Origin of the sequence: Actinokineospora fastidiosa (genome assembly GCF_014648415.1) — a bacterium.
Lineage (GTDB): Bacteria > Actinomycetota > Actinomycetes > Mycobacteriales > Pseudonocardiaceae > Actinokineospora > Actinokineospora fastidiosa.
The window spans coordinates 608,787-628,825 of sequence record NZ_BMRB01000001.1; the positions used below are offsets into that span (position 1 = coordinate 608,787).

The 20,039-nt window shown below is 72.5% G+C and carries 16 protein-coding genes; 14 read left to right on the plus strand and 2 right to left on the minus strand.

The features are described 5' to 3' along the window. The first annotated feature begins 3 nt into the window (after positions 1-3). From ispD to IEY98_RS02850, 11 genes are all read left to right on the plus strand, one after another. Positions 4-681, plus strand: a complete 678-nt coding sequence (gene ispD, locus IEY98_RS02800; RefSeq protein WP_268244566.1) for a 2-C-methyl-D-erythritol 4-phosphate cytidylyltransferase — start codon at positions 4-6, stop codon at positions 679-681. After that, complete coding sequence (gene ispF / locus IEY98_RS02805) at positions 678-1,145, plus strand: 2-C-methyl-D-erythritol 2,4-cyclodiphosphate synthase (RefSeq protein WP_189208690.1); 468 nt, start codon at positions 678-680, stop codon at positions 1,143-1,145. The genes ispD and ispF overlap by 4 nt, the downstream gene beginning before the upstream one ends. A gap of 25 nt (positions 1,146-1,170) precedes the next feature. After that, the gene (locus IEY98_RS02810; RefSeq protein ID WP_189208691.1) at positions 1,171-1,833 is read left to right on the plus strand and encodes an HAD family hydrolase; all 663 of its coding nucleotides are present in this window, start codon (positions 1,171-1,173) and stop codon (positions 1,831-1,833) included. 62 nt (positions 1,834-1,895) lie between these two features. Beyond that, complete coding sequence (cysS, locus tag IEY98_RS02815) at positions 1,896-3,281, plus strand: cysteine--tRNA ligase (protein WP_189208692.1); 1,386 nt, start codon at positions 1,896-1,898, stop codon at positions 3,279-3,281. Positions 3,282-3,283: 2 nt separating this feature from the next. Continuing rightward, a complete protein-coding gene (gene rlmB / locus IEY98_RS02820; RefSeq protein WP_189208693.1) occupies positions 3,284-4,237 on the plus strand; it encodes a 23S rRNA (guanosine(2251)-2'-O)-methyltransferase RlmB in 954 nt (317 codons plus the stop codon). Positions 4,238-4,296: 59 nt separating this feature from the next. Further along, positions 4,297-5,730 carry an MBOAT family O-acyltransferase gene (locus tag IEY98_RS02825; RefSeq protein ID WP_189208694.1) on the plus strand — a complete coding sequence of 478 codons (1,434 nt, stop codon included), beginning with the start codon at positions 4,297-4,299 and terminating at the stop codon, positions 5,728-5,730. A 247-nt stretch (positions 5,731-5,977) separates the two neighbouring features. After that, positions 5,978-8,569, plus strand: coding sequence for an AAA family ATPase (locus IEY98_RS02830; RefSeq protein ID WP_229786510.1), 2,592 nt, complete (start codon positions 5,978-5,980; stop codon positions 8,567-8,569). Positions 8,570-8,596: 27 nt separating this feature from the next. Beyond that, positions 8,597-9,799: a class I SAM-dependent methyltransferase gene (locus IEY98_RS02835; RefSeq protein WP_189208695.1), complete on the plus strand. Its 1,203-nt coding sequence runs from the start codon at positions 8,597-8,599 to the stop codon at positions 9,797-9,799. Between the two features lie 869 nt (positions 9,800-10,668). Continuing rightward, positions 10,669-11,586, plus strand: a complete 918-nt coding sequence (locus tag IEY98_RS02840; protein WP_189208696.1) for an NAD-dependent epimerase/dehydratase family protein — start codon at positions 10,669-10,671, stop codon at positions 11,584-11,586. Between the two features lie 38 nt (positions 11,587-11,624). Beyond that, on the plus strand, positions 11,625-12,164 hold the full coding sequence (locus IEY98_RS02845; RefSeq protein ID WP_189208697.1) for a dTDP-4-dehydrorhamnose 3,5-epimerase family protein: 540 nt from the start codon (positions 11,625-11,627) through the stop codon (positions 12,162-12,164). An 11-nt stretch (positions 12,165-12,175) separates the two neighbouring features. Further along, entirely contained in the window at positions 12,176-13,561 is a 1,386-nt protein-coding gene (locus IEY98_RS02850) for an NDP-hexose 2,3-dehydratase family protein (RefSeq protein ID WP_308425822.1), read from the plus strand. Here the strand turns inward: IEY98_RS02850 and IEY98_RS02855 are convergent. Continuing rightward, positions 13,545-14,645, minus strand: a complete 1,101-nt coding sequence (locus tag IEY98_RS02855) for a DegT/DnrJ/EryC1/StrS family aminotransferase (RefSeq protein WP_189208698.1) — start codon at positions 14,643-14,645, stop codon at positions 13,545-13,547. The genes IEY98_RS02850 and IEY98_RS02855 overlap by 17 nt on opposite strands. Positions 14,646-14,861: 216 nt before the next feature. On the opposite strand from IEY98_RS02855, the gene IEY98_RS02860 reads away from it, so the two are divergent. Further along, complete coding sequence (locus tag IEY98_RS02860) at positions 14,862-16,031, plus strand: macrolide family glycosyltransferase (protein ID WP_189208699.1); 1,170 nt, start codon at positions 14,862-14,864, stop codon at positions 16,029-16,031. Further along, positions 16,028-17,407, plus strand: coding sequence for an AfsR/SARP family transcriptional regulator (locus IEY98_RS02865; protein WP_189208700.1), 1,380 nt, complete (start codon positions 16,028-16,030; stop codon positions 17,405-17,407). Before IEY98_RS02860 ends, IEY98_RS02865 begins: the two co-directional genes overlap by 4 nt. Positions 17,408-17,607: 200 nt before the next feature. Here the strand turns inward: IEY98_RS02865 and IEY98_RS02870 are convergent, their stop codons facing one another. Then, positions 17,608-19,161 carry an FAD-dependent monooxygenase gene (locus IEY98_RS02870; RefSeq protein WP_229786511.1) on the minus strand — a complete coding sequence of 518 codons (1,554 nt, stop codon included), beginning with the start codon at positions 19,159-19,161 and terminating at the stop codon, positions 17,608-17,610. A gap of 129 nt (positions 19,162-19,290) precedes the next feature. Between IEY98_RS02870 and fabG the strand changes: the two genes are divergently transcribed. After that, complete coding sequence (gene fabG / locus IEY98_RS02875) at positions 19,291-20,037, plus strand: 3-oxoacyl-ACP reductase FabG (RefSeq protein WP_189208702.1); 747 nt, start codon at positions 19,291-19,293, stop codon at positions 20,035-20,037. The last annotated feature ends 2 nt before the right edge of the window (positions 20,038-20,039 follow it).

Genomic DNA, 20,039 nt, shown 5'->3' on the forward strand with positions numbered 1-20,039 from the left:
CAACTGAACTCGGCCGTGGCGCTGGTGCCCGCGGCCGGCCGTGGAGAACGTCTCGGCTACGGGATGCCCAAGGCGCTCGTGCCTGTCCGCGGTGTACCCCTGCTTGTCCATGCCGTGCGCGGCCTGCTTGACGCGGGCCGCGTGCGGCATGTTGTCGTCGCGGCCCCGCCCGACGACGTCGACGCCGTGTCCGCCCTGGTCGGCGGCCTGCCGGTGGACGTCGTGCCCGGCGGCGCCGACCGCACGGCCTCGGTGGGCGCCGCGCTGCGGCACGCGGTCGCGGCGTTCCCCGACGTCCGGATCGTGCTGGTGCACGACGCGGCGCGGGCGTTCACGCCGCCGGAGGTCGTGGGGCGGGTGGTGGACGCGGTGGCGGCGGGGTCGGAGGCCGTCGTCCCCGTGTTGCCCGTCACGGACACCGTCAAACGGGTGGATGCCGACGGTGTGGTGTTGGACACCCCGGATCGGGCGGCGCTGCGCGTGGTCCAGACCCCGCAGGGGTTCGCGGTGGACACACTGGTCAGGGCCCACGGGTCGGGCGTCTCCGCGACGGACGACGCCGGGCTGGTGGAGAAGCTGGGCGTGCCGGTGGCCACGGTCGCCGGGCACCCGTCGGCGATGAAGGTCACCACGCCGCACGATCTGGCGGTGGCGGAGAAAGTGCTGGTGGAGGGCTTGTGAGGGTCGGGATCGGCACCGACGTGCATCCGGTCGAGGCCGGGCGGGAGTGCTGGATCGCCGGGCTGCGCTGGGACGGCGTGGACGGCTGCGCTGGCCACTCCGACGGCGACGTGGCCGCGCACGCCCTGTGCGACGCCCTGCTGTCGGCGGCAGGCCTGGGCGACCTGGGCGCGGTGTTCGGCACCGGGGACCCGCGCTGGGCGGGCGCGCGCGGCGTGGACCTGCTTGTCGAGGTGCGCCGACTGCTCACCGCAGCCGGTCTGCGGGTCGGCAACGCCGCGGTGCAGGTCATCGGGAACCGCCCCAAGATCGGGACGCGGCGGGCGGAGGCGCAGGAGGCCCTGTCGGCCGCGGTCGGCGGGCCGGTGTCGGTGTCCGGGACGACGACCGACGGGCTGGGGCTGACCGGACGCGGCGAGGGTGTGGCGGCCGTCGCAACCGCTTTGCTCCTCGATCTCGCATAGCGGTCAGGCGGCTACCGTGGGGGACGTGACCATCCGCGGCGTCCTCTTCGACTTCTCCAGCACCCTTTTCCGCCTCGAACCGGACGTGTCGTGGCTGGACGGGACCGGTCTGGACGGGCACGAGCAGACCGAGATCATGGTGCAGCTGACGCTGGGCCCCTCCCGGCACCTGCCCGACGACCTGCGGGCCGACTGGGACCGCCGCGACCTGGACCCGGAGACGCACCGGCGGGTGTACCTGGCGGCGTACCGGGCCGCGGGGATGGACGTCGTGCCCGGCCTGGTCGAGCAGGTCTACGCCAAGATGATCGACCCGGCGTCGTGGAAGCCGTACCCGGACACCGCCGCCGCGGTGCGGGCCGTGCGGGACGCGGGGCTGCCGGTCGGGGTGCTGAGCAACATCGCCTGGGACATCCGGCCGACGTTGGAGCTGCACGGCATCGAGGTGGACGCGTACGTCCTGTCCTACGTCGAGGGAGTGGTCAAGCCCGACCCGAAGATCTTCGCCATCGCGTGCGAGCGGATCGGGGTCGCCCCGGCGGAGACGCTGATGATCGGCGACAGCGCGGAGGCCGACGGGGGCGCGACGGCGCTGGGCTGCCGGTTCGGGCGGGTGGCTCCCGTGCCGACGCAGGACCGGCCGGATTCGCTGGTCAGTATGCTGAATGCTTATGACATCGCGGTCTGAGTGACGTCGACCACTACCATTCTGGCCATACCGCTGTTCCGTCTATCCCTCACGGAGCCCCCGTGCCTCAGTTCCTGTACGACACCGCGACCCGCACGACGCGCGAGTTCACGCCCCGGACACCCGGCAAGGCGTCGATCTACGTCTGTGGCGCGACAGTGCAGGGCGTGCCGCACATCGGACACATGCGAGGCGGGCTCAACTTCGACGTGCTGCGCCGGTGGCTGGCGCGCGGCGGGCTGGACGTCACGCTGGTGCGCAACGTCACCGACATCGACGACAAGATCCTGACCAAGGCCGCCGCCGCTGGTCGGCCGTGGTGGGAGTGGGCAGCCACCCACGAGCGGGCGTTCCAGGAGGCGTACGCGCTGCTGGGCTGCCTGCCCGCGTCGGTGGAGCCGCGCGCCACCGGGCACGTCACGCAGATGGTCGAGCTGATGGAGCGGCTGATCGCCGCGGGCAGCGCGTACGCCGCCGAGGGCAACGTCTACTTCGCGGTGTCGTCCTACCCCGCCTACGGCGAGCTGTCGCGGCAGAAGCTCGACGACGTGCAGCAGGGCGAGGACACCGCGGCGGGCAAGCGCGACCCGCGGGACTTCACGATGTGGAAGGCCGCCAAGCCGGGCGAGCCGTCGTGGCCGACGCCGTGGGGCGCCGGGCGCCCCGGCTGGCACCTGGAGTGCTCGGCGATGGCCGCGACCTACCTGGGGTCGGAGTTCGACATCCACGGCGGCGGCATCGACCTGATCTTCCCGCACCACGAGAACGAGCAGGCGCAGTCGCGGGCGGCCGGGGACGGCTTCGCCCGCTACTGGATGCACAACGCGTGGGTGACGATGAGCGGCGAGAAGATGGCCAAGTCGCTCGGCAACACCGTCTCGATCCCGGAGATGGTCCGGCGGGTGCGCCCGCAGGAGCTGCGGTACTACCTCGTCGGCCCGCACTACCGGTCGAACATCGAGTACAGCGAGGCCGCGCTGGCCGAGGCCGAGCGCGCCTACCAGCGGGTCGAGTCGTTCGTGCGCAACGTGGTCGCCCGAACGGGCTCGGTGGAGCCCGGCGAGCTGCCGGAGGGCTTCGTCGCCGCGCTGAACGACGACCTGGCCACGCCCGCGGCGCTGGCCGAGGTGCACAACGCGGTCCGCTCGGGCAACCGGGCGCTGGACGCCGGGGACGACGCGGGCGCGCGGGCGGCTGCGGCCTCGGTCCGGTCCATGATGGACGTTCTCGGGCTGGACCCGCTGGCGTGGGCGGACTCCTCGTCGGCGGAATCCGGGCTGCGCGCCGCGCTGGACGACCTGGTGGGCAGCCTGCTGGAAGAGCGCCAGCGCGCCAGGGCCGACCGCGACTTCGCGCTGGCCGACACGATCCGCGACCGGCTGCTGGCCGCGGGCGTCGCCGTCGAGGACACCCCCGACGGTCCGAAGTGGACTTTGAAGGACGAGTAGACGTGGCAGGCAACTCCAAGCGCCAGGGCGCCACCCGCAAGGCGGGAACGAAGAAGGGCATGGTCGTCGGCTCCGGCGGCCAGCGGCGGCGCGGGCTGCGCGGCAAGGGACCGACGCCCAAGGCCGAGGAGCGGGTGGGCCACGTCGCGTACAAGAAGGCCAACGCGGCGGCCAAGCGGGAGCAGGCGCGCGGGGCCAAGCCCGCCAACGAGCTGGTGGCCGGGCGCAACCCGGTGACGGAGTGCCTGCGCGCGGGCGTGCCCGCGACCGCGCTGTACGTGGCGCTGGGCATCGATGCCGACGACCGGGTCAAGGAGTCGGTGCACATGGCCGCCGACCGCGGCGTGTCGGTGCTGGAGGTCTCGCGCGCCGAGCTGGACAAGCTCACCGGCGGCGCGATGCACCAGGGCCTGGCGCTGCAGGTGCCGCCGTTCGAGTACGCCCACCCCGACGACCTGATGGCCGCGGCCGCCGACAGCGGCGAGCCGCCGCTGATCGTCGCGCTGGACGGCGTCACCGACCCTCGCAACCTAGGCGCGGTGATCCGCTCGGCAGCGGCGTTCGGCGCGAACGGCGTGCTGCTGCCGCAGCGGCGCAGCGCCGGGATGACCGCGGTGGCGTGGCGGACGTCGGCGGGCACGGCGGCGAAGTTGCCCGTCGCGGTGGCGACGAACCTGACCCGGCAGCTGCGCGCGTACGCGGCCGAGGGGCTCATGGTGGTCGGCCTCGACGCCGACGGGACGCTGCCGTTCGACGACTTCTCCCTGGCGACCTCGCCGCTGGTGGTCGTGGTGGGCTCGGAGGGCAGGGGGCTGTCCCGGCTCGTCCGGGAGGCGTGCGACGCCACCATCTCGATCCCGATGTCGGCGGGCGTGGAGTCGCTGAACGCCTCCGTCGCCGCGGGCGTCGTCCTGGCCGAGGCGGCGCGCAGGCGGCGGGTGGCCGGGAGGGTCTGACCGTATCCGCCTAATGGGGGATCGGGAGCGGCTAAAGTCTGCCCCCGAGAGGGGGAATGATGTCGTTCGCGAGCCCGCTGTTCCTGTGGTTCTTCACGCCACTGGTCCTGCTGGCCGTGCTGGTCGCGCCCCGGCACTGGCGCAACGGCATCGTCGCCTTCGCCAGCCTGCTGTTCTACACCGTCGGCGCGGGGCCGAGCACGATCCTGCTGCTGCTCTGCATGGTGGTGAACTTCCTCGTCGGGCCGTACCTGGAGCCCGACGAGTGGGACACCAACCGCAGGCGGCGCAGGAACCTGCTCTACGCCGTCGTCGGGCTCGACGTCGCGATCCTCGTCATCTGGAAGTACGCGGGGTTCGCCACCGAGCAGATCGCCGGGTTCATGCGGCTGTTCGGCGGCGACTTCCCGGTGATCGAGCTGCTGCTGCCGATCGGGATCTCGTTCTACACCTTCCACCACATCTCCTACGTGGTGGACATCTACCGCGGCGAGCGGCCCGCGCTGCGGCAGCCGGTGGCGTTCGTGACCTACATCGCGATGTTCCCGCAGCTGGTGGCCGGGCCGATCGTGCGCTACCGGGAGATCGCCGACCAGCTCCCCCAGCTGCGCACGCACCGCCTCGACGACATCGCCGCAGGCTTCCCCCGGTTCGCGCTCGGGCTGTGCAAGAAGGTGATCATCGCCGACTCGCTGAGCCCGGTCGTCGAGCAGTGCTTCACCACCCCCGCCGACGAGATGACCTTCGCGATCGCCTGGCTCGGCGCGATCGCGTACACCCTGCAGCTGTACTTCGACTTCTCCGGCTACTCGGACATGGCGATCGGCCTGGGGCGCATGCTCGGGTTCCGGCTGCCGGAGAACTTCGCCCGCCCGTACTCGTCGGTGACGGTGACGGAGTTCTGGCGGCGCTGGCACATGTCGCTGTCCCGCTGGTTCCGCGACTACGTCTACATCCCGCTGGGCGGCAACAGGTCCGGCCCGGGGCGGACGTACCGCAACCTGTTCATCGTCTTCGTCCTGACCGGCCTGTGGCACGGCGCCAACTGGACGTTCCTGGTCTGGGGCCTGTTCCACGGCGCCCTGCTGATCATGGAACGCGGCTTCGGCTGGGAACACGCGCCCACCGACCGCCGCGCCCGCGTCGGCCGCCGCGCGCTCACCCTCCTGCTGGTCTGCCTCGGCTGGGTCTTCTTCCGCGCCGCCGACATGGGCCAGGCGCTGGTGATGATCGGCCACATGCTGCTGCCGGACTTCACCGGCTTGACGGCCGAGGTGGACACCGCGCTGAACAACCAGGCCCTGGTGACCCTCCTGATCGCCCTCGCCGTGGTCTTCCTCCCCGCCGCCCCGGTCACCGGCCCCATGCTGGAGTCCTCCCGCACCCGCACCGCCTCAGCCCTGCGCGTGGCGGTGATGGTCCCGGGAATGCTGTGGGCGGCCATCCTGGTCGCCACGGGCACCTTCAGCCCCTTCCTGTACTACCAATTCTGATATCTACGCTTTTCGGCCTATCGGCTGCACCGGAATAGGCGAATTCCGGGTAAAGAAGGCCCGTCCAGCGGTCCCACCAGGGGCGGAGCGTGCTAAAGGGCGACCACTGAGAGCACAGGCGTAAACCGATTCGCAAAGTTTCTTCATTACCCGAACTGCGTGGCGAGCGTGCTATAAACCAGCGGCAGACCGCCTAAAGCGTTTATATGAGACTTGCTTGGCCACAAGCCGTTAGGGGGCATGTCGAATGGTACGAACGGACCACGACACGGCGCTCACCGAGTTGATGGGACTGTTCGAGGACTGCCGTGCGGGGCACGGCGGGTTGGCGCTGATCACCGGTGGTTTGGCCAGTGGCAAGACGCGGTTGCTCAACCGGTTCTGCGCGCATGCGCGGGAGGCGGGGGCGTTGCTGCTCACCGCCACCGGGTCGCGGGCGGAGCGGGCGTTGCGGGCCGGGGTGATCGATCAGCTGTTCCACGGGGCCGGGCTGCCGCCCGCCGTGGCCGACCGGATGTCGCGGGTGGTGTCGCCGAGGGCGGACGAGGAGTCCGGGTCGGACGCGCGGACGATGCGGCAGGGCTGCGCGATGATGGTGCACGAGGTGTGCTCGGCGGTGCTGGAGCTCTCCCGGGAGCGTCCCGTCGTGCTGGGCATCGACGACGTGCAGTTCGCCGACAGTTCGTCGCTGCAGTTCATCCTGTACTTACGCAAGCGGATGGCGTCCGCGCGGGTACTCATCGCACTGACGGAGTGGGAGCAGCCGCAGCCGACGCTGCCGGTCTTCCACGCCGAGATCACCCGGCGCCAGCACCACCGGATCGGGTTGGCGCCGCTGTCGGAGGCGGGCATCGCCGCGCTGCTGCCCGACCGGCCGGACCTCGCGCCCGTCTGGCACCGGGTCAGCGGCGGGAACCCCATGCTCGTGCAGGCCATGGCCGACGACCTCGCCGCCGGGATCACCGCGGACGACGAGCGCGCCGGGCCCGCGTACGGGCGGGCCGTGCTGGCCTGCCTGCACCGCTGGGAGCCCTACCTGCTCGACGTCGCCAGGGCCGTCGCGGTGCTCGGCGACGAGCGCGACCGCGAGCTGGTCGCTCGGCTGGCGGGCACCACGCCGGACGTCGCCGATCGGGCCGAGCGGATCCTGACCGGTGCCGGATTGCTGACCGACGGCGGGTTCCGCCACGCCGCCGCAGCCGCCGCCGTGCTCGCCGCGATGCCGGTCGCGCAGCGCTCGACCATGCACACCGTGGCCGCCGAGCTGCGCTACCAGCGCGGCGCGGCGGCGTCGACCGTCGCCGCGCACCTGCTGGCCGCCGACCGGGTCGTGGCGGGCTGGTCGGTGCCGGTGCTGCTGGACGCCGCCGAGCAGGCCATGACCGGCGACGACGCCGCGGGCGCGGTGCGGCTGCTGGAACTGGCGCTGCGCGACGGCGACCAGCGGCTGGAGGTGACCAAGGCGCTGGTGCGCGCGCTGTGGTGGACCAACCCGTCGGCCGCCGCCGCCCACATCGGACCCCTGCACGCCGCGATGTGGGTCGGTGAGCTGCGCGGACGTGACGCGGTGACGCTGGTGCGCCATGCGCTGTGGACCGGCGACCAGGACACCGCGCTGCGCGCGTTGGGCATGCTCGCCGACGCCCCCGAGCCGTTGGACCCGCAGAGCGCCGCCGAGCTGCGAATGATCGCCCAGTGGTTCCACGGCCGAGGGCCGGTGGCGGCCGCCGCCGAGGCGCTGTCGGCCGAGGGCGACGACCCGTGGACGGCCACCGCGCGGACGTTGGGCGCGATCTGGACCGGGCAGGCCGACGGCGCGACCGTCGCCGCCGCCGAGCTGATCCTCAGCAACAGCTGGCCGGGGCACACCGCGCCGGAGATGGTGGCCACGGCGCTGCTGATCCTGGCGCACGGCGGCGGGACCGAGCGGGCGGCGGAGTGGTGCGAGCGGCTGGCCGCCGACGCCGCCCGCCGCGGCGCGCCGACCTGGCAGGCGATGGTCGAGGGCGTCCGCGCCGACATCGCGCTGCGCCGGGGCGAGGCGGTGGCCGCGGCGGCGCGCGCGGAGGCGGCGATGGGCCTGCTGCTGCCGCAGGGCTGGGGTGTGTCGATCGGGTACCCGCTGTCGATCCTGATTGCGGCCAACACCGTGCTCGGCAGGCACGCCGTCGTCGAGCAGCTGATGCGGCTGCGGGTGCCGGAGGCCATGTTCGACACCCTGTGCGGCCTGCGCTACCTGCACGCGCGCGGGCGTGCGCTGATGGCGACGGGACGCGTCCTGGCGGCCATCAGCGACTTCCAGAACTGCGGGCGGCGGATGCGGGCGTGGGGCGTCGACCTGCCCGCGCTGGTCCCGTGGCGCACGCACCTTGCCGAGGCGAACCTGTTGCTGGGCAGGCCGGACGTCGCCGACCGGCACCTGAGCGAACAGCTGCGGATGCCCGGCTGCGACAAGCGCACGCGCGGCGAGTCGCTGCGCCTGCTGGCCGCCGCGCGCGAGCCCGCGCACCGCTCTGCGCTGCTGCGCGAGGCCGTCGAGTGTCTGCGCGACTGCGGGGACCGGGCCGGGCTCGCGCGGGCGATGGCCGACCTGGGCGCCGCGACGCCGGGCGGCGAGCCCGCGCGCGCCATCGCCGACTGGGCCGACCCGGTGCTCAGCGAGTCCGAGCGCCGCGTCGCCGAGCTGGCCGCCACCGGGCACACCAACCGCGAGATCGGCCGGGCGCTCTACATCACCGTGAGCACCGTCGAACAGCACCTCACCCGCGTCTACCGCAAGCTCGGCGTCACCGGCCGGGCCGACCTGCCGCACCGGCTCGCCAGCGCCCCGGTGCGCTGATTCCCCTTCGAGCAGAGAGAAGCGCTCATGTCCACCTGCCGCATCTGCGCGGGCGCCGTCACCGAGTTCCTGGACCTGGGACGGCAGCCGCTGTCGGACGCCTTCCGGCTGCCCGACGACCCGAGCGAGGAGTTCTTCTACCGCCTGGCCGTCGGCGTGTGCGGGACGTGCTCGATGGTCCAGCTGATGGAGGAGGTGCCGCGGGAGCGGATGTTCCACCAGGACTACCCCTATGTCAGCCAGGGGTCGTCGGTGATGCGGGCGCACTTCCGGGCCGCGGCGGAGCGGTTCCTGGCCGCCGGGGCGTCGTTCATCGTGGAGTTGGGCTGCAACGACGGGACCATGCTGCGGGTGGTCGCCGAGGCCGGGGTTCGCCACCTCGGGGTGGAGCCGTCCGGGGCGGTGGCCGACCTGGCCGCGGCGGCGGGCGTGCGGGTGCGCAAGGACTTCTTCGAGGAGGCCACGGCCCGCGAGATCAGGGCGGCGGACGGTCCGGCCGACGTGATCTACGCGGCGAACACGCTGTGCCACATCCCCTACATGGGATCGATCCTGCGCGGGGTGGACGCGCTGCTCGCCGACGACGGGGTGTTCGTGTTCGAGGACCCGTACCTGGGCGACATCGTCGAGCGCACGTCGTTCGACCAGATCTACGACGAGCACTTCTTCCTGTTCTCCGCCCGCTCGGTGGACGAGATGGCGCGCAGGCACGGCCTTGAGCTGGTCGACGTCGAGCGGCTGCCGGTGCACGGCGGCGAGGTGCGGTACACGCTGGCCCGGCCCGGCGCGCGGCCCCGGACTTCGGCGGTGGACGAGCTGCTGGCCGCGGAGGCCGACCTGGCGTCGCGGACGACGCTCGACGGGTTCGCCTCCCGGGTGCAGAAGATCCGCTCCGACCTGGTCACGCTCCTGACCGACCTGCGCGAGCGCGGCGAGCGGGTCGTGGGCTACGGCGCGACGGCCAAGAGCGCGACGGTCACGAACCTGTGCGGGATCGGGCCGGACCTGGTGGAGTTCATCAGCGACACCACGCCTGCCAAGCAGCACCGGCTCGCGCCCGGCTCCGGCATCCCGGTGCGGCCCCCGGCGGACTTCGCCGCCGACTACCCGCCGTACGCGCTGCTGTTCGCCTGGAACCACGCCGAGGAGATCATGGCGAAGGAGACGGCGTTCCGGGAGTCGGGCGGGAAGTGGATCGTGTACGTGCCCGAGGTGCGGGTCATCGGGTGAGGGCGCCGGGGTGGAAGTGACGGCGGTCCGGACGGCGGGGTGGCTGGCCTGCCCGCGAGCACAGGGCAGCGGGTGAAGGCGCTCGGATGAGGGTGCTCGACGGTGAGGGACGGTCCGGCTGGCCTGCGCGTCCGGACCACCGGACCTAGGTGCTCCGGTGCAGGTGACGGTGACGGACGACCGGCTGGGCCGCGAGTGCGAGCCAGCGGATACGGATGCTTGGGTGCATGCGGTGGCGCGCGGCCGTGGCGGCCCGGCCGGCCCGCAGGACCGAGCCACCGGACAAAGGTGCTCCGGTGAAAGCGGTGGCGCGCGGCCGCGGCGGCCCGGCCGGCCCGCAGGACCGAGCCAGCGGATGAAGGTGCTCGGGTGCAAGCGGTGGCGTTCGGCCGTGGCGGGCCGGCTGGCCCGCAGGCCCGAGCCACCGGACAAAGGTGCTCCGGTGAAAGCGGTGGCGCGCGGCCGTGGCGGCTCGGCCGGCCCGCAGGGCCGAGCCAGCGGATGAAGGTGCTCCGGTGAAAGCGGCGGCGCGCGGCCGCGGCGGCTCGGCCGGCCCGCAGGGCCGAGCCAGCGGATGAAGGTGCTCCGGTGCAAGCGGCGGCGCGCGGCCGCGGCGGCCCGGCTGGCCCGCAGGGCCGAGCCAGCGGATGAAGGTGCTCGGGTGCAAGCGGCGGCGTTCGGCCATGGCGGGCTGGCTGGCGACGACTGGTCTGGCGGCGCGGGTCATTGGATGAAGGTGCTCGGGTGAAAGCGATGCCGGTGGGTTCGGGCCAGCGGATGGAGGCGCTCGGGTGGCGGTATCGGGCGGTCGTGAAGCCGGTTGGCGGCGGTTGGACCGTGGCTGCGGGTCATCGGGAGAGGGTGCTCGGATGAAGGTGGCGGTGCTCGGCGGGTCGGGGTTTGTCGGGGCGGTGGTGGCGGAGCGGTTGGCGGGGGCGGGGTTGGGGGTGCGGGTGGTGGCGCGGAATCCGGGGTGGTCGCCGCATGAGGTGGTCAGGGCGGATCTGACGGAGCCTGGGCGGGTGGCGGAGGTGGTGGCGGGTGTGGATGTCGTGCTGTCGCTGGTCCTGCACACCGGGAGCGGGTCGTGGCGGGTTGGGCCGGGGCAGGCGGCTGCGGCCGAGGCGGTCAACGTCGGGATCGTGCGGGCGGCGGCCGCGAGCGGGGTGCCGGTGGTGGTCGCGGGGTCGACCTCGCAGGTGGGGCCGGGGTGGGAGCGGATCGACGGGAGCGAGCCGGACGCGCCGGAGAGTGAGTACGACCGGCAGAAGCTGGCCGCCGAGCGGATCGTGGTGGCGGCGGGTGGCTGCTGTCTGCGGCTGCCCACCGTCTACGGGCCGGGACCGCTGGACCGGGGCGTCGTGTCGGCGATGGCGCGGCGGGCGATGGCGGGCGAGGCGCTGACGGTCTGGGGGGACGGGTCGATGCTGCGCGACCTGGTGTTCGTCGAGGACGTCGCCGAGGCGTTCCTGCTGGCCGTGCGGCATCTCGACGCGCTCAGAGGCAGGCACTGGGTCATCGGGTCCGGGCAGGGCGTCCCGGTGCGGACGGTGTTCGAGATGATCGCGGCGGCCGTCGCCGAGCGGACGGGGCGGCCGCCGGTGCCGGTGCTGTCAGTGCCTCCGCCGCCGCACGCGACCGCGATGGACCTGCGCGGGCTCGTGGCCGATCCGCGCGCCTTCACCGAGGTCACCGGCTGGCGCGCCGCGACGGGACTCGCCGAGGGCGTCGCGCGCGTGGTCGCCTCCACAAAGGACACGGCGGGTACCCCTATCCTCGGTCCATAGGGGTTTACCCCGGTCGTGCCCGGTCGGAAGCTGGGCGGGTGGAAGCGCGCGAACTCGCCGTCGGCGGAGCCTGGGCCTTCACCCCCGACCTCCACCGCGACGACCGCGGGCTGTTCGTCTCGCCGTTCGAGGAGCGGGAGTTCCGACCGCTCTTCCCGGTCGCGCAGGTCAGCACCAGCGTCTCCCGGGACGGGGTGGCGCGCGGGGTCCACTACGCCAGGACCCGGCCGGGCTGCGCGAAGTACGTGCACTGCGCGCGCGGGCGCGTGCTCGACTTCGTGGTCGACCTGCGGGTCGGGTCGCCGACGTTCGGGCAGTGGGACAGCGTGGAGCTGGCCGACTTCCGGGCGGTGTACCTGCCCGCCGGGCTCGGTCACGCCTTCGTCGCGCTGGAGCCCGACTCCACCGTCTGCTACCTGCTCTCCCGCGGCTACGAGCCCGCCGACGAGCTGGCGGTGTCGCTGCTGGACCCCGAGCTGAACCTGCCCATCCCCGCGGGGGCCGTGCTGTCCCGGCGCGACCGCGACGCGCCGACGCTGGCCGAGGCGCTGGCCGACGGCCTGCTGCCGCACTACTAGAGGGAGTCCCGGTGTCCGCACCCACGCGCAACCCCGTCGAGCGGGTGGCCGACTCGATGCTCCACACCGGACCGGCCGAGGTGGCCGGGTGGCTGGCCGGGCTGGCCGACCGGTGGTGGATGCGGGTCGAGCGGGCGGACCTCGGCGAGCTGGCGGGCTGGCAGGTGGAGCCGGGGACGGGCAACCTGCGCCACCACACCGGGAAGTTCTTCACCGTCGAGTCGCTGAGCGTCGACCTGCCCGGCGCGCCGGTGCCGCACTGGCGCCAGCCGATCATCAACCAGCCGGAGATCGGCATCCTGGGCATCCTGGTCCGCGAGATCGACGGCGTGCTGCACTGCCTGATGCAGGCCAAGCACGAGCCCGGCAACCCCAACGGCCTGCAGATCTCGCCGACCGTGCAGGCCACGCGCAGCAACTACACCGGGGTGCACCAGGGCAAGGCGGTGCCGTACCTGGAGCACTTCCGCTCGCCGGAGCGGGTCGTCATCGACATCCGGCAGTCGGAGCAGGGCGCGTGGTTCTACCGCAAGCGCAACCGGAACATGGTCGTCGAGGTCGACGCGGTCGAGGAGCGGGAGGGGTTCCGCTGGCTGACGCTCGGCCAGATCGCCGAGCTGATGTCCGTGCCGGACCTGGTCAACATGGACGCCCGGACCGTGCTGGCGTGCCTGCCCGGCGGCGGCGCGGCCCTAGCCCGCGCGGCGGCGGACGACTTCACCTCGGCCCTGGTCCGCTCGGCCGACCCGGCGTCCCCGAGCGTGCACGGGCTCGGCGACATCCTGAGCTGGATCACCGAGGTCCGCACGCACACCGACCTGCGGGTCGAGCGCGGACCGCTGGCGGGGCTGCCGGACTGGCTCTACGACGACGGGCGCATCGCGCACCGCACCGGCGGGTTCTTCTCGGTGGTCGGCGTGCGGGTGGAGGCCGGGGGCCGGGAGGTCGCCGCGTGGTCGCAGCCCATGGTCGAGCCGGTCGGCACCGGGGTGATCGCGTTCCTGGTCAAGGCCATCGACGGCGTGCTGCACATTTTGACGCACGCGCGGACCGAGCCGGGGTACGCCGACGTCACCGAGCTGGCGCCGACCGTGCAGTGCGTGCCGGAGAACTACGCGCACCTGCCCGGGCGGCCGCGGTTCCTCGACGAGGTGCTCACCTCGTCGCGGGTGCGGTTCGACACCGTGCTCTCCGAGGAGGGCGGGCGGTTCCTGGGCGCGCGCAACCGGTACATGATCGTGGAGACCGACGCCGACGTGGCGCCGGACGACCCCCGGTACCGCTGGCTGACGCTGCACCAGTACGAGGAGCTGTTGCGGCACAGCTTCTACGTCAACATCCAGGCGCGGTCGCTGGTGCTGTGCCTGCGCAGCCTGATCCCTAGAGGACGCGCCTGACCGCGTCGATGACCCGGTCCTGCACGTCGGTCGGCAGCGACGGGTACATGGGCAGGGAGAAGATCTCGTCGGCGACGGCCTCGGTCACCGGCAGGCTGCCCTTGGCGTAGCCGAGGTGGGCGAAGCCGGTCATCGTGTGCACCGGCCACGGGTAGCTGATGTTGAGCACGATGTCGTGGGCCTTCAGCGCTTCCAGGATCTGGTCGCGGCGCGGGTGGCGGACGACGTAGACGTAGTACACGTGGGTGTTGCCCTCGGCGGTCGCGGGCAGGACGAGATCGGTGTCGCCCAGGGCGTCGGCGTACCGGGCGGCGACGGCCTGCCGCGCGGCGATGTAGTCGTCGAGGCGGGTGAGCTTGCGGCGCAGGATCTCCGCCTGCACCTCGTCGAGGCGGCAGTTGTGGCCGGGGGTCTCGACGACGTAGTAGGTCTTCTCCATGCCGTAGTAGCGGTGGCGGCGGAGGTTGGCGTCGACCGCGGGATCGTTCGTGATCGTGGCGCCGCCGTCGCCGTAGGCGCCGAGGACCTTGGTGGGGTAGAAGGAGAACGCGGCGGCGTTGCCGGTCGCGCCCGCGACCACGCCGTGGTGGCGGGCCCCGTGGGCCTGGGCGCAGTCCTCCAGCAGGTGCAGGCCGTGCTTGTCGGCGAGCGCCTTCAGCGGGGCGAGGTCGGCGCACTGGCCGTAGAGGTGGACCGGGAGCAGGCACCGGGTGCGCGCGGTGACGGCGGCCTCGACCTGGGCGACGTCCATCAGGTAGGTGTCGGGGTGGATGTCGACGAAGACCGGGGTGGCGCCCACCGCGTCGATGGCGACCACGGTCGGGGCCGCGGTGTTGGAGATGGTGATGACCTCGTCGCCGGGGCCGATCCCGAGCGCCTGCAGGGCAAGGCGGATGGCGTTGGTGCCGTTGTCGACGCCCACGCAGTGCGCGACGCCGTGGTAGGCGGCGAACTCCTGCTCGAAGCCCGCCACGCTGGGGCCCATGACCAGGCGGCCGGAGGAGAACACGGTCTCCACCGCGTCGAGGATGTCCTTGCGCTCGGCCTCGTACTCGCGCGTGTAGTCCCAGACGAGCGTGGTCATGGCCGCCCTTTCGTGGTGTCCGACTCCGCGCCAGCCTAAGCCGGGCAAAAACCTGGGGTAACCCCTATATTCGCAGGTCAGAACCCTTGCACTGGTGCTTGTGGCGGTATCGGCGATTAGGCCGAACGCGGAGTAGGCCTAGGGGTCGGGGTTAGGGGTGTCACCGCGCGCGACCGCCGACTTACCGTGGCGGCCGGATCTCCCGGAGGCGAGCGCATGCATCTGCTGTTCCTGTGCCATCCCGACCACGGGCACGTCATCCCGAACCTGGCCATGGTGACCGAGCTGGCGCGGCGCGGGCACCAGGTGACCTACCTGACCGCGGCGAGCATGGCCGGGATCGCCACCGACGCCGGGGCCTCGGTGGTGACCTACGAGTCGCGCTACCGCGACGCTGACTTCCGCAAGGTGGCCGAGGACCCCGGGTACCTGATGGACCTGCTGCTCGACGAGAGCGCGGCGATGCTGGCGGTGGACCTGCCGTCGCGGCCGGACGTGATCGTCTACGACACGTCGATCCTGTTCGCTGGCCGGATCCTGGCCAGGAAGCTGGGCGTGCCCTCGGCGCAGGTGATCCCGGTGTTCGCCTCCAACGAGCACTTCTCGTACCTGAACGCGATGTACAACCCCGGCGGCGGGCAGGAGAAACCCGCGGAGATGCCGTCGTGGGTGATGACGACCATGCGGCGGATCGGCGAGCTGTGCGCCGAGCACGGGGTGTCCGTGGAGCCGCCGCAGCTGTGGTTCGAGGTGCCGTCGCTGAGCCTGGTGACCGTGCCGAGGGAGTTCCAGTACGCGGGCGAGACGTTCGACTCGCGGTTCGTGTTCGTGGGGCCGTGCGTGGGCGACCGCGGGTTCCTCGGGTCGTGGGAGCCGCCGTCGAGCGGGTTGCCGGTGGTGCTGGTGTCGCTGGGGGCGGTGTTCAACGAGCACGCCGACTTCTTCCGCACGTGTGTGGAGGCGTTCCGGGGGCAGCCGTGGCACGCGGTGATGACCGTCGCGGAGGGGCTGGACCCGGCGGCGCTGGGCGAGCTTCCGTCCAATGTGGAGGTGCACCGCTGGGTGCCGCACGTGGCGGTGCTGGAGCACGCGTCGCTGTGCGTGACGCACGGGGGCATGGGGACGGCGATGGAGGCGCTGCGCGCGGGCACGCCGATGGTGTGCGTGCCGACGTCGGCGCTGGACCGGCCGACCGCGCGGCGGATCGAGGAGCTGGGGCTGGGGGTCGCGCTCGACCCGGCGACGCTGTCGGCGGCGGCGCTGGTGGAGGCGGTCGGCTCGGTGATGGGCACCGCGTCCTACGCCGCGCGGGCCGGGGAGATGGCGGCCGCGATCGCGGCGGCCGGCGGCGCGGCGCGGGCCGCCGACGAGATCGAGCGCGCATGATCGGCATCCTCGGGCCGGTGCGCGTCCTCGGTGGCGACGTGCACATCGGCCCCCGCGAGCGCGCCGTCCTGGCCCGCCTGGTGCTCGACGCCAACCGCGTGGTGAGCGTGGACCGGCTGATCGACGCGGTGTGGCAGGGGTCGCCGCCCGCGAGCGCGCGGGGCCAGGTGGCGATCCTGGTGTCGCGGCTGCGGCGGTCGGTGCCGCAGGTGATCACGACGGCGAGCCCCGGATACGTGATCCGGCTGTCGGACGACGACGCGGACTGGTGCCGGTTCAACGCGCTGGTCGCCCGGTCGCGCGCGTGCGGGGACCGGATGGGCGCGGTCGCGCTGCTGCGCGAGGCGCTGGCGCTGTGGCGGGGCGTGCCGTTCGAGGACGTGCCGGGCCTGCGCGCGGAGTCGGCCCGGCTGCAGTCGGCCCGGCTGGACGCCGCCGAGGCGTGCGCGGAACTGGAGCTGGAGCTGGGCCTGCACGACCGGGTGGGCAAGGAGCTGGCCGCGCTGGTGGCCGAGCACCCGCTGCGCGAGCGGGCGCGGGCGCAGCTGATGGTCGCCCACTACCGCTCCGGTCGGCGCGCGGAGGCGCTGCGCGTGTATCAGGAGGCGCGGCGGGCGCTGGTGGAGCAGATCGGGCTGGAGCCGGGGCCGCAGCTGCGGGTCGTGCACGACCAGATCCTGCGCGACGCGCTGCCGTCGCCGGTCCCGGTGGAGACGCCGTCGCAGCTGCCCCGCCAGCCCCTGCCGTTCGCGGGCCGGGTCGCGGAGACGGCGTTCCTGGACGAGGCGCTGTCCGACGGCGTGGACGCGCCCGGCGCGGTGGTGGTGTGCGGGCCGAGCGAGGTGGGCAAAACTGCGCTGGCGCTGCGCTGGGCCCACCAGCGGCTCGACCGCTTCCCGGACGGGCAGCTGTACGCCGACCTCGCCGCGGGCGGGCCGGTCCTCGACCGCTTCCTGCGGGCGCTCGGGGTCCGTGCGATTCCGGACGATCCCGGGGAGAAGGTGGCGCTGTACCGCAGCAGCGTGGCGCGGCGGCGGATGCTGGTCCTGCTGGACAACGCTTCCGACAGCGCTCAGGTGGCCGCGTTGCTGCCTGGTGGGCCGCATTGCCGGGTGATCGTGACGAGCCGGGAGCCGCTGGACGAGTTCGAGGCCCGGTTCGGGGCTCGGCAGTTGTTCCTGGAGCCGTTGGGGGTAGAGGAGAGCCGGGCGTTGTTGGCGATGTTGCTGGGGCGGGAGTGGGTGGCGGCTGAGGCTGGGGAGGTCGCTCGGCTCAGTGCGATGGCGGGTGGGTTTCCGTTGGTGCTGCGGCGGGCTGCGGCTCGGGTGGGGCGTGTCGGGTGTGCTCGTTCGCGGGCTGCGCTTGTGCCTGCTTGAGGTGTTCTGCGTGCTCGGCGGCTCCGCGGTTTAGCGCGGGGGTGCTCCCTCGGCCTCGATTGTTTAAGCCTGGGATGGCGGTGTAAAGGGCGCCTTCGGCGTCGCTGCGCGACAGGCTTCGCCTGCCCTTGACACCGCCATCCCAGGCTTGAAGACGGCCAGGACGAGGGAGCAAGGGGGCAGAGCGGTCGACTGTTGGCTCAGGGGGTGCTCAAGATGGTGCGAAGGATGTTGTTCAGGGTCTCGGGAGTCGCCGGGGGGTTGGGGGTGCGCCAGGCTACGTGGCCGTCGGGGCGGATCAGGACGGCGCCGGTGGGGGTGGTGCCGTATTCCTTTGCCCATGTGGGGGATTCGTCGGGGGAGATCTCCACCGTTTTCACCTGGTCGGGGGTTGTTTGGGACCAGCCGCTGCCGGTTGGGGTCATCAGGGTGAAGTGGGGGCCTAGTAGGTCCAGTGTGGACAGCTCTCGGCCCTCGCGGGTCAGCCAGACGTGGGGGGCTCGGTGGCCGGGGCGGGCTGTGGGGGTGTAGGTGCGGTAGGGGTCGGGCACGGGGGGTGGCTGAGTGCCGTCGGGGATGACCGCGCTTGAGGTGTAGTGGAAGCCCAGGACCAGGCCCTCGGAGCTGCGTCTGCCTGCTTGCAGGGTGATCGCCTCTGACAGGGTCAGTTCGCCTTCCATCATGCGGAAGGTGATGAAGGCGTTGGCCAGGCTCTCCTCGACTGTGCGGGCGCCGATGGGGTGGCGTTCGGTTTCGTAGGTGTCCAGAAGGGCCTCGCCCGCGCGGCCCTGGGTGACGGCGGCCAGTTTCCACACCAGGTTGTGGGCGTCCTGGATGCCGCAGTTCATGCCGAACCCGCCCTGCGGCGTGGTCACGTGGGCGGCGTCGCCTGCCAGGAACACGCGGCCTGACCGGAAGCGCTGGGCCGTCACCGCCTGTTGCAGCCACGGCATGATCCCGACCAGCGACACGTCGAGGTCGGGGACGCCGACGGCGGCGCGGACGATCTCGACGCAGAACTCCGGGGTGAAGTCGGCCTCGCTGCCGCCCTCGGCCGGGTCGTAGCCGGTCTGGACCATCCAGCGCCGCTGGTTGTCCACCGCCTCGACCGCGCACGGGATCTCGCTGCGCAGGAAGTACAGCGCGCACATGCGGCCTTCCAGCAGGTGCACGATGTCCGCGTCGAACATGATGCTGATCATGTGCCCCAGCGGCGGCGGGCCGTCCACGCCGATCCCCAGGGACGAGCGGATGCCGCTGCGCGCGCCGTCGGCGGCGATGCAGTAGCGGGCGCGCACGACCTCGCCGGTCGACAGGCGCGCCGTGACGCCGTCGGCGTCCTGGGCCAGCGACTCCATGCGGGTCCCGAAGCGGACGTCCGACCCCGATGACGCGACCGAGCGCAGGATCACCTCGAACTTGTCCTGCGCGCAGATGAAGGCGTAGGTCGGGCTGTGCGGCGCGTCCTCGGCGATGGGGGCCGCGGCGCGGTGGAAGTCGTCGGCGGTCAGGGACGTGCCGACGGCGACGGCGAGGGTGTCCTCGCGCGGTAGACCGGCGCGCTCCACCTCGTCCTGGATGCCCCAGGCGCGCACCAGCTCCATCGTGCGGGTGGTCACCAGCCGGGCCTTGGGGAAGATCGAGGTCCCCGCGTGCTTCTCCACCAGCAGGCTGCTCAGGCCGTGGCGGGAGCACTCGATGGCCGAGGACAAGCCGACCGGTCCCCCGCCCACGATCAGCACGTCGACGTCCATGGCAGCCAATGTCTGCCATGCGCGCGAGCCCGTCAATGCCGGGGATATCGAACTGATAGGGGAAAGAAAACGCAGGTCAGTAGCGTGGCCGTGCACGCTGGCTAGCGGTCTACACACGGGGAGACGTCGATGTTCAGCGAAGGCGCGGTGGCGGTGGTGACCGGCGGATCGCGCGGGATCGGCCGGGCCGTCGCGGTGGACCTGGCCGCCCACGGGGTGCACGTCGTCGTGAACTACTCCCGGTCGGAGGACAAGGCCAAGGAGGTCGTCGCCCAGATCGAGGCCGAGGGCGGCAGCGCGAGCACGGCGCAGGCCGACGTCACCGACGAGGCCGCCGTCCACGAGATGTTCCGCGCGCTGCGCTCCGAGCACGGGAGACTGGACGTGCTGGTCACCAGCGCGGGCGTCACCCGCGACCGGCACCTGATCGCGATGAGCGCGGACATGTTCCGCGAGACGCTCGACATCAACATGTTCGGCACGTTCCTGGTCTGCCGCGAGGCGATGCGGATCATGCAGCACCAGCAGCGCGGGTCGATCGTGGCGATCAGCTCCACCAGCGGCCTCGACGGCGGGTTCCCCGGCCAGACCAACTACGTCGCGTCCAAGGGCGCGATCATCTCCTTCTCCAAGACGCTGGCCGCCGAGGCCGCGCCGCACAACGTGCGGGTCAACGCGGTCGCGCCCGGGTTCGTGGAGACCGACATGACCAGGGCCATCCCGCTGAAGATCCGCAGCGGCTACGAGTCGCGCATCCGGCTCGGCCGCATGGGCAGGCCGGAGGAGATCGCCAACCTGGTGACGTTCCTGGCCTCGGAGAAGGCCTCCTACATCACCGGCACCGTCGTCGTGGCCAACGGCGGCGGGCTGGCCTGACC

Coding starts and splice junctions, on each gene's coding strand:
- IEY98_RS02865 (WP_189208700.1), top strand. CDS start 16,028: ATGATCGGCATCCTCGGGCCGGTGCGCGTCCTCGGTGGCGACGTGCAC.
- IEY98_RS02860 (WP_189208699.1), top strand. CDS start 14,862: ATGCATCTGCTGTTCCTGTGCCATCCCGACCACGGGCACGTCATCCCG.
- fabG (WP_189208702.1), top strand. CDS start 19,291: ATGTTCAGCGAAGGCGCGGTGGCGGTGGTGACCGGCGGATCGCGCGGG.
- IEY98_RS02830 (WP_229786510.1), top strand. CDS start 5,978: ATGGTACGAACGGACCACGACACGGCGCTCACCGAGTTGATGGGACTG.
- IEY98_RS02870 (WP_229786511.1), bottom strand. CDS start 19,161: ATGGACGTCGACGTGCTGATCGTGGGCGGGGGACCGGTCGGCTTGTCC.
- IEY98_RS02835 (WP_189208695.1), top strand. CDS start 8,597: ATGTCCACCTGCCGCATCTGCGCGGGCGCCGTCACCGAGTTCCTGGAC.
- IEY98_RS02825 (WP_189208694.1), top strand. CDS start 4,297: ATGTCGTTCGCGAGCCCGCTGTTCCTGTGGTTCTTCACGCCACTGGTC.
- IEY98_RS02855 (WP_189208698.1), bottom strand. CDS start 14,645: ATGACCACGCTCGTCTGGGACTACACGCGCGAGTACGAGGCCGAGCGC.
- IEY98_RS02840 (WP_189208696.1), top strand. CDS start 10,669: ATGAAGGTGGCGGTGCTCGGCGGGTCGGGGTTTGTCGGGGCGGTGGTG.